The sequence below is a fragment of the Aquabacterium sp. UBA2148 genome, assembly GCF_002328915.1.
GTDB classification, from domain to species: Bacteria; Pseudomonadota; Gammaproteobacteria; order Burkholderiales; family Burkholderiaceae_C; genus Aquabacterium; species Aquabacterium parvum.
In genome coordinates, this window is the sequence record NZ_DCXA01000278.1 from 6,891 (window position 1) to 13,875 (window position 6,985).

At 64.4% G+C, this 6,985-nt stretch carries 9 protein-coding genes; 6 read left to right on the forward strand and 3 right to left on the reverse strand.

From position 1 onward, the window contains the following. Positions 1 to 643: diaminopimelate decarboxylase family protein (locus B2W70_RS15635; RefSeq protein WP_414631080.1), on the reverse strand; the 643-nt coding region annotated here is incomplete at its 3' end. Further along, on the reverse strand, positions 640 to 792 hold the full coding sequence (gene lptM / locus B2W70_RS15640; RefSeq protein WP_286747055.1) for an LPS translocon maturation chaperone LptM: 153 nt from the start codon (positions 790 to 792) through the stop codon (positions 640 to 642). The genes B2W70_RS15635 and lptM, both read right to left, overlap by 4 nt. A gap of 24 nt (positions 793 to 816) precedes the next feature. Between lptM and cyaY the strand changes: the two genes are divergently transcribed. Beyond that, positions 817 to 1,170: an iron donor protein CyaY gene (cyaY, locus tag B2W70_RS15645; protein WP_083506061.1), complete on the forward strand. Its 354-nt coding sequence runs from the start codon at positions 817 to 819 to the stop codon at positions 1,168 to 1,170. Here cyaY and B2W70_RS15650 read toward each other — a convergent pair whose 3' ends face one another. Next, entirely contained in the window at positions 1,171 to 3,570 is a 2,400-nt protein-coding gene (locus B2W70_RS15650; protein ID WP_414631081.1) for a penicillin-binding protein 1A, read from the reverse strand. It lies immediately after the preceding gene. A gap of 228 nt (positions 3,571 to 3,798) precedes the next feature. Here B2W70_RS15650 and B2W70_RS15655 point away from each other — a divergent pair, with 228 nt between their 5' ends. From B2W70_RS15655 to B2W70_RS15675, 5 genes are all read left to right on the forward strand, one after another. Then, positions 3,799 to 4,890, forward strand: a complete 1,092-nt coding sequence (locus tag B2W70_RS15655; RefSeq protein ID WP_058087987.1) for a pilus assembly protein PilM — start codon at positions 3,799 to 3,801, stop codon at positions 4,888 to 4,890. Then, positions 4,887 to 5,528, forward strand: coding sequence for a PilN domain-containing protein (locus B2W70_RS15660; protein ID WP_286747058.1), 642 nt, complete (start codon positions 4,887 to 4,889; stop codon positions 5,526 to 5,528). The genes B2W70_RS15655 and B2W70_RS15660 overlap by 4 nt, the downstream gene beginning before the upstream one ends. A 10-nt stretch (positions 5,529 to 5,538) precedes the next feature. Then, complete coding sequence (locus tag B2W70_RS15665; RefSeq protein ID WP_407638756.1) at positions 5,539 to 6,237, forward strand: type 4a pilus biogenesis protein PilO; 699 nt, start codon at positions 5,539 to 5,541, stop codon at positions 6,235 to 6,237. After that, a complete protein-coding gene (locus tag B2W70_RS15670) occupies positions 6,234 to 6,788 on the forward strand; it encodes a pilus assembly protein PilP (protein ID WP_083506060.1) in 555 nt (184 codons plus the stop codon). Before B2W70_RS15665 ends, B2W70_RS15670 begins: the two co-directional genes overlap by 4 nt. Then, positions 6,788 to 6,985, forward strand: a 198-nt coding sequence (locus B2W70_RS15675; protein ID WP_286747065.1) for a hypothetical protein, incomplete at its 3' end; no start/stop codon positions are given. The genes B2W70_RS15670 and B2W70_RS15675, both read left to right, overlap by 1 nt.

Genomic DNA, 6,985 nt, shown 5'->3' on the forward strand with positions numbered 1-6,985 from the left:
AGGGGGAGACGTCGGTGATCTGCGAGCCGATGTGGCAATCGATGCCCACCACCTGGATGCCCGGCAGCGAGGCGGCGCGGCGATAGGTCGCCACGGCCACGTCGTGGGCCACGCCGAACTTGTTGCCCTTCAGGCCCGTCGAGATGTAGGGGTGGGTGCCGGCGTCCACGTCGGGGTTGACGCGCAGGCTCACGCGGGCGGTCAGGCCCAGGCCTGCGGCCACCTGCGAGAGCACTTCCAGTTCGGCCGTGCTCTCGACGTTGAAGCACTTGACGCCAGCGCGCAGGGCCTCGGCCATTTCGGCGCGGGTCTTGCCGACGCCCGAGAACACCACCTTGGCGGCATCGCCACCGGCGGCCAGCACGCGGGCCAGCTCGCCCGAGGAGACGATGTCGAACCCGCAGCCGGCCTGGGCGAAGGTCTGCAGCACCGCGAGATTGGAGTTGGCCTTGACGGCGTAGCAGATCAGGTGCTTGCGGCCTTGCAAGGCGCGTTGGTAGGGAGCGAGCGCCGCCAGCATGGCGCGGCGCGAGTAAACGTACAGGGGCGTGCCGTGCTGACGGGCCAGGTCGGCCAGGCGCACGTCGTCGAGGTACAGGTCCGGGCCGCGCCAGGACAGGAAGGGGGAGCCGGGGAGGGTCATTGCGAGGCAGCGGGAGCGGGTTGTGGGGCGGCCTGAGCCGGGGCGGGCAGGTACAGTGGGCCCTTGAGGCCGCAGCCGCTCAGCAGCACAGAGGCCCCAAGTGCGACGGCGGCTGCCAGTCTGCCTAGAATTCGGATGTTGTGTTCCATGTCCCCGATTCTAAGGAAACCGCCATGTCCACCCCCGGCGCCCCCCAGGCCCTGACCGATGCCCAGTACCACGAGGTCATTTCTGCCACCTTGGCGCGCATCGAAAAGACGGTCGACACCTGGCTCGAAGAAGACGTCATCGACATCGATGCGGCCCGCACCGGTGGCATGTTGACGCTGAGCCTGCCCGATCGCAGCCAACTCATCGTCAACGCTCAGCCACCTTTGCAAGAGCTGTGGCTGGCGGCCAGGCGCGGCGGCTTTCACTTCAAGCTGGACGATCAGGGTCTGTGGCGCGACACACGCTCTGGCGAAGAATTCTTCGCCTTGCTGTCTGCCTGCGCAGGCGAGCAGTCTCGCAAGCCTCTGAAGTTCTGATCACTCTGGCTTGGTGCCGCCGAAGAGGTCGAGGATGCCCTTTTTCTCTTCCTGGCTGGCGGGGCTGGGCGCAGGCTGAGCCGGGTTCTCGCCTTCGCCTTCGTGCGCAAGCTCCTTCACGCCGGTCGACGGGGTGTACTCCTCGTAGAACCATTCGCCGCCGATGTTGACCACGCCTTCGGGCGGCACGGGTTCGGCCACCGGCACGTTGCGCAGGGCGGTTGACATGAAGTCGATCCAAACGGGCAGGGCCAGGCCGCCGCCGGTTTCCTTGTCGCCCAGCTTGCGGGGCTGGTCGTAGCCGATCCACACCACGGCCACGTTGTTGGGCTGGTAGCCGGCGAACCAGGCGTCCATCGAGTCGTTGGTGGTGCCGGTTTTGCCGTACAGGTCGGGCCGCTTGAGCGTGGCCTGCGCGCGTGCGGCGGTGCCCGAGCGGGTGATCTCCTGCAGCAGGCTGCCCATCACGAAGGCATTGCGAGCGTCGATGGCGCGCATGCTTTCGTCGAGCACGGCGGGGCGGTACTGGGCCAGCACGGCTCCTCGGTTGTCCGTCACCCGCGTGACCAGCAAGGGGTTGACGCGGTAGCCACCGTTGGCGAAGACCGCGTAGCCGTCTGCCATCTGCAGCGGGGTCACAGAGCCGGCGCCCAGGGCCATGGTCAGGTAAGCCGGGTGCTTGTCGGCCTCGAAGCCGAAGCGCGTCACCCACTCCTGTGCGGTTTTGGCGCCCACGGAGCGCAGCACGCGGATCGACACCATGTTCTTGGACTTGGCCAGCGCCCGGCGCACGGTCATCGGGCCTTCGAATTTGCCGTCGTAGTTCTTGGGCTCCCAGGGCTGGCTGCCCGTGGTGCCGGCGTCGAAGAACAGCGGTGCGTCGTTGACCACGGTGGCCGGTGTGAAGCCTCGCTCCAGCGCTGCCGAGTAGATGAAGGGCTTGAAGCTCGATCCCGGCTGGCGCCAAGCCTGCGTCACGTGGTTGAACTTGTTGTGCGTGAAGTCGAAGCCGCCCACCATCGCTCGGATCAGGCCGGTGCGTGGGTCCATCGACACGAGGGCGCCTTGCACCTCGGGGAACTGCATGACCACCCAGCGGTCCTGCTTGGTGTCTTTGCTCACGCGGATGACGGCGCCACGTCGGATCTGTTGTTTGGGCGTGGCTTTCTCGTTGAGTGCGTTGCCCACGGCCTTCAGCCCTTCTGGCCCCACCTCGACCTGCTCGCCCGATTGCAGCGCTGCCACGATCTTGCGGGGCTCGGCCACCAGCACCACGGCAGCGCGCATGTCTTCGCTGTCGGGGTGGTCTTCCAGGGCTTCGGCGATGCGCACGTCGACCAGCTTGGGGTCCTGCGGCAGGTCGATGTAGCCCTCGGGGCCGCGCCAGGCCTGGCGGCGATCGAAGTCCAGCAGGCCTTTGCGCATGGCCTTGTTGGCCGCTTCCTGCTCGACCATGTTGATCGAGGTGTAGACGTTCAGGCCGCGGGTGTAGGCGTCGGGGCCGTACTGCTCGTGCATGAGCAGGCGCGCGGCCTCGGCGGCGTACTCGGCGTGCAGCGGGATCGGTGCCTTGTTGCGGTACTTGAGCTTTTCGGCCTTGGCCTCGTCGCGCTGCTCTTCGGTGATGAAGCCGTTCTCGAGCATCCGGTCGATGATGTACTGCTGACGGATGGTGGCACGACGGGGGTTGCGAACGGGGTTGTACGCCGATGGCGCCTTGGGCAGGCCCGCCAGCATGGCCGCTTCCGCGATGGTGACGTCCTTGATGGGCTTGCCGAAGTAGGTCTCGCATGCCGCAGCAAAGCCATAGGCTCTTTGACCCAGGTAGATCTGGTTCATGTAGAGCTCCAGGATCTGGTCCTTGGTCAGCAGGCTCTCGATCTTGAGCGCCAGCAAGATCTCGTAGATCTTGCGGGTCATCGTTTTTTCGGTGGGCAGGTAGAAGTTGCGAGCCACCTGCATCGTGATGGTCGAGGCGCCCTGGCTGCGGGATTCGCCGAAGTTGGCCAGGCCGGCTCGCAGCACGCCCAGGTAGTCGACGCCTCCGTGGCGGTAAAAGCGGGCGTCCTCGATGGCCAGCACGGCATCGCGCATCACCTTCGGGATCTCTGCGATGCGCATGAAATTGCGCTTTTCTTCCCCGAATTCGCCGATCAGGATGTTGTCGGCCGAGAAAACGCGCAGGGGCATCTTCGGTCGGTAATCGGTCAGGCCCTTGACGTCTGGCAGGTTCGGGTAGGCCACCGACAGGCCGATGCCCACCAGCAGGACGCCAGAGAGCACGGCTGCGATCACCAGGGCGCTGAGCACCAGGATGGGTCTCATGACCCAGCGCTGCCACCAGGGGCCTCGGCTGGCCGAGGAAGTGGCGCTGTCGCCGCGGGAGTCTGAATCGCTCATGGGGAGGTGCTCAAAGAGGTGCCGAATTATAGAAACCCTGGGCACTCAGCTCAGCTGGCGTGTCGCGTTCCCCTCGATATTAGGCAAGTTGTTGATTTTGAAACTGTCTGTAAGGCGTGTGCATACCGCAACGAGCCTGGGTTTTCTCCTGCTTTCCACGCGTTCAGTGACAAAACCTTTGCTGATAGCATTGAAGTGGTTTATTAACTTTCCAGCGTCCGTGGACGCATGGGGGACGGTGTGAGCTTTCTTGATACGCTCTTGAGCCGCAAGCACGCGCCAATGATCGGGCTGGACATCAGCTCGTCAGGCGTGAAGCTGGTCGAGCTGAGCCAGACGAACACAGGCGAGTACGTCCTGGAACGGTTCGCGTCTGAACCATTCGAAAAGGGCTGGATCGCCGACGGGCAGATCGAGAAATTCGACGAAGTGGCGGAAGCGGTCCGCAAGGTGGTCTCCAAGAGCGGCTCGCGGACCAAGCAGGTCGCCATGGCCATGCCGCAATCGGCCGTGATCACCAAGAAGATCATGCTGCCCGCAGGCCTGCGCGAAGAAGAGATGGAACTGCAGGTCGAGGCCGAAGCCAACCAGTACATCCCGTTCTCGCTCGACGAAGTCAGCCTGGATTTCTGCGTGATCGGCCCCAGCGTCACGTCGGCTGGTGATGTGGACGTGCTGATTGCCGCTTCGCGCAAGGACCGCGTTCAGGACCGCCAGGCCCTGGCTGAGGCTGCGGGCCTGAAGCCCGCGATCCTGGACATCGAGTCGCACGCTTCCCGCCTGGCCATGGAGCGACTGGTCTCGGCCCTGCCAGGCGAGGGGCGTGATGCCCTGGTCGCCCTGTTCGAGATCGGCGCCGAGAACACCAGCCTGAAGGTCCTGCGCGACAACGAGTTGCTCTACGACCGCGATCAGGCCTTTGGTGGCGCGCAGCTGACCCAGTTGATCTCGCGCCAGTACGGCTTCTCGTTCGAAGAGGCCGAGGGCAAGAAGCTCTCGGGTGACCTGCCAGAAGACTTCCAGAACACCATCCTGGCGCCCTTTGTCGACAGCCTGTCGCAGGAAATCGGTCGCGCACTTCAGTACTTCTTCACCAGCACGCCGCACCACAAGGTGCACTACGTGATGCTGGCCGGTGGCACGGCCACCTTGCCCGGTCTGAAGGAGCGCGTGACCGACCTGACCGGTTTCGCATCCATGGTCGTCAACCCTTTCGAAGGCATGAAACTCGGTTCGGCCGTGCGTGAAAGCAAGCTGCGCCGTGAGGCCCCCGCTTACCTGACCGCCTGTGGCCTGGCCATGCGGAGGTTCCTCGCATGATTTTGATCAACCTCCTGCCTCACCGCGAGGAAAAACGCCGCCTGCGCAAGCAGGCCTTCTTCGCTGGCCTCGGGCTGTCCCTGGCCGCTGGTGCCTCGATCGTGGCGCTGGCGTACGTCGTTCAGGCGCAGATGATCTCCGGCCAGCAGGAGCGCAACCAGTACCTGCGCTCGGCCATCACCAAGCTCGACGAAGAAATCAAGGACGTGTCGGCCCTCAAGGCCGAGATCGAATCCCTGAAGGCCCGCCAGCGCGCCGTGGAAGACCTGCAAACCGGCCGCAACATGCCGGTCTACCTGCTCAACGAGCTGGTGGCCCAGACGCCCGAAGGCATTTACCTGACGTCCATTCGCCAGAACGGCCGCACCGTGCAGGTGACCGGCATGGCGCAGACCAACGAGCGCGTCTCCGAGTTCCTGCGCAACACCGGCGGTCGCTCGACCTGGCTGGAGCGCCCCGAGCTCGTCGAAATCAAGGTGTCGAACCAGGCCTCGAAGGATGCCCGTGCGGCCAAGCGCCTGTTCGAGTTCACCATGCGGGTCTCTTTGAAGCAGCCTGCCTCCGAAGAGAGCGCCGAGAGCGCATTCCGTCCGCGTGGCGCAGGCAAGCCTGCGGCCAAACCTGCCGGTCAGTCCTGAGGAGTCGCAGGTGGCCAAAACCAACATGAACATCGACGTCAACGCCCTCTTTGAACAGGCCCAGAGCCAGTTCAGCGGGCTCAATCCCAACGAGCCGGGGCAGTGGCCCTTGCTGCCCAAGCTGGCAAGCTTCGTCTTCGCTGCCATCCTGATTTTTGGCGTGGGCTGGGTTGCCTTGCTCTCCGGCCAGCGCGACGAGCTCGAAGCCGAGCGCAACAAGGAGCCGCAGCTCAAGCAGGAGTTTCGCGACAAGGTGGCTCAGGCGGTCAACCTGGCCGAGTTGCGCAAGCAGCTCATCCAGGTCGATGAGTACGTCAAGCAGCTCGAAAAACAACTGCCCGGCAAAGCCGAGATGGACGCGCTGCTGTCCGACATCAACCAGGCTGGCCTGGGTCGTGGCCTGGATTTCGAGCTGTTCCGCCCGGGTCAGGTCGTTGTCAAGGACTATTACGCCGAGCTGCCGATTTCGATCCGCGTGACGGGTCGCTATCACGACGTCGGCGCCTTCACCGCAGACATCGCCAACCTGTCGCGCATCGTGACCTTGCACAACCTGGTGATCACCAACGTGGGCAAGGATGCCGGGCAAGGCAACCTGGCGCTGGAAGCCACTGCACGCACCTACCGTTACCTTGACCAGGCCGAGCTCGACGCCATGCGCGCCGAAAAGAACAAGGCTGGCAAAGGCAAGAAAGGGGGCAAGAAATGAACGCGCCCTTGAAGAACGTGAAGGCAACGCGCCTGGCCTGTCTGGCCCTGGTGCTGCCGCTGATGCTGAGCGCCTGCGGCGGTGAGCAAGATGAGCTGCAGGCCTGGATGGACCAGGAGCGTCAGCACGTCAAGCCCAATGTGCAGCCGCTGTCGCCGCCCCAGAAGTTCAACCCGGAAACCTACGCTGGCTTGGATGGCGTCGAGCCTTTCAGCACCCAGAAGCTGACGGGTGCCCTCAGGCAGGAGGCTCGTCAGCCGAACTCTGCGGTGGCGGCCGAGCTCAACCGCCGCAAGGAGCCCCTGGAGGCCTACCCGCTGGACAGCATGTCCATGGTGGGCAGTGTCCAGAAGCAAGGGCGGCCATATGCCCTGCTCAGGGTCGACAACCTGCTCTATCAGGTCAAGGCAGGCGACTACCTGGGTCAGAACTACGGAAAGATCCTGAAGATCACCGAAACCGAGATCTCACTGCGTGAGATCGTGCAGGATGCCGCTGGCGAGTGGATCGAGCGGCCGACCACCCTGCAGTTGCAAGAGGGTGGCAAGTGATGATGAAGCTGGAGAATGCATCGATGAAAACGTGGCGTCTTGCGATGGCTGGGGTTGCCCTGGCACTGGTGTCGCCCCTGACCCTGGCGGCTGCGGCCATTCAGGCCATCACCAGCACGCAGCAGGCGGGCACGGAGGTCGTGAGAATCGACCTGTCCGAGCCCCTCGCCACGCTGCCGGCCGGCTTCGTGGTGCAG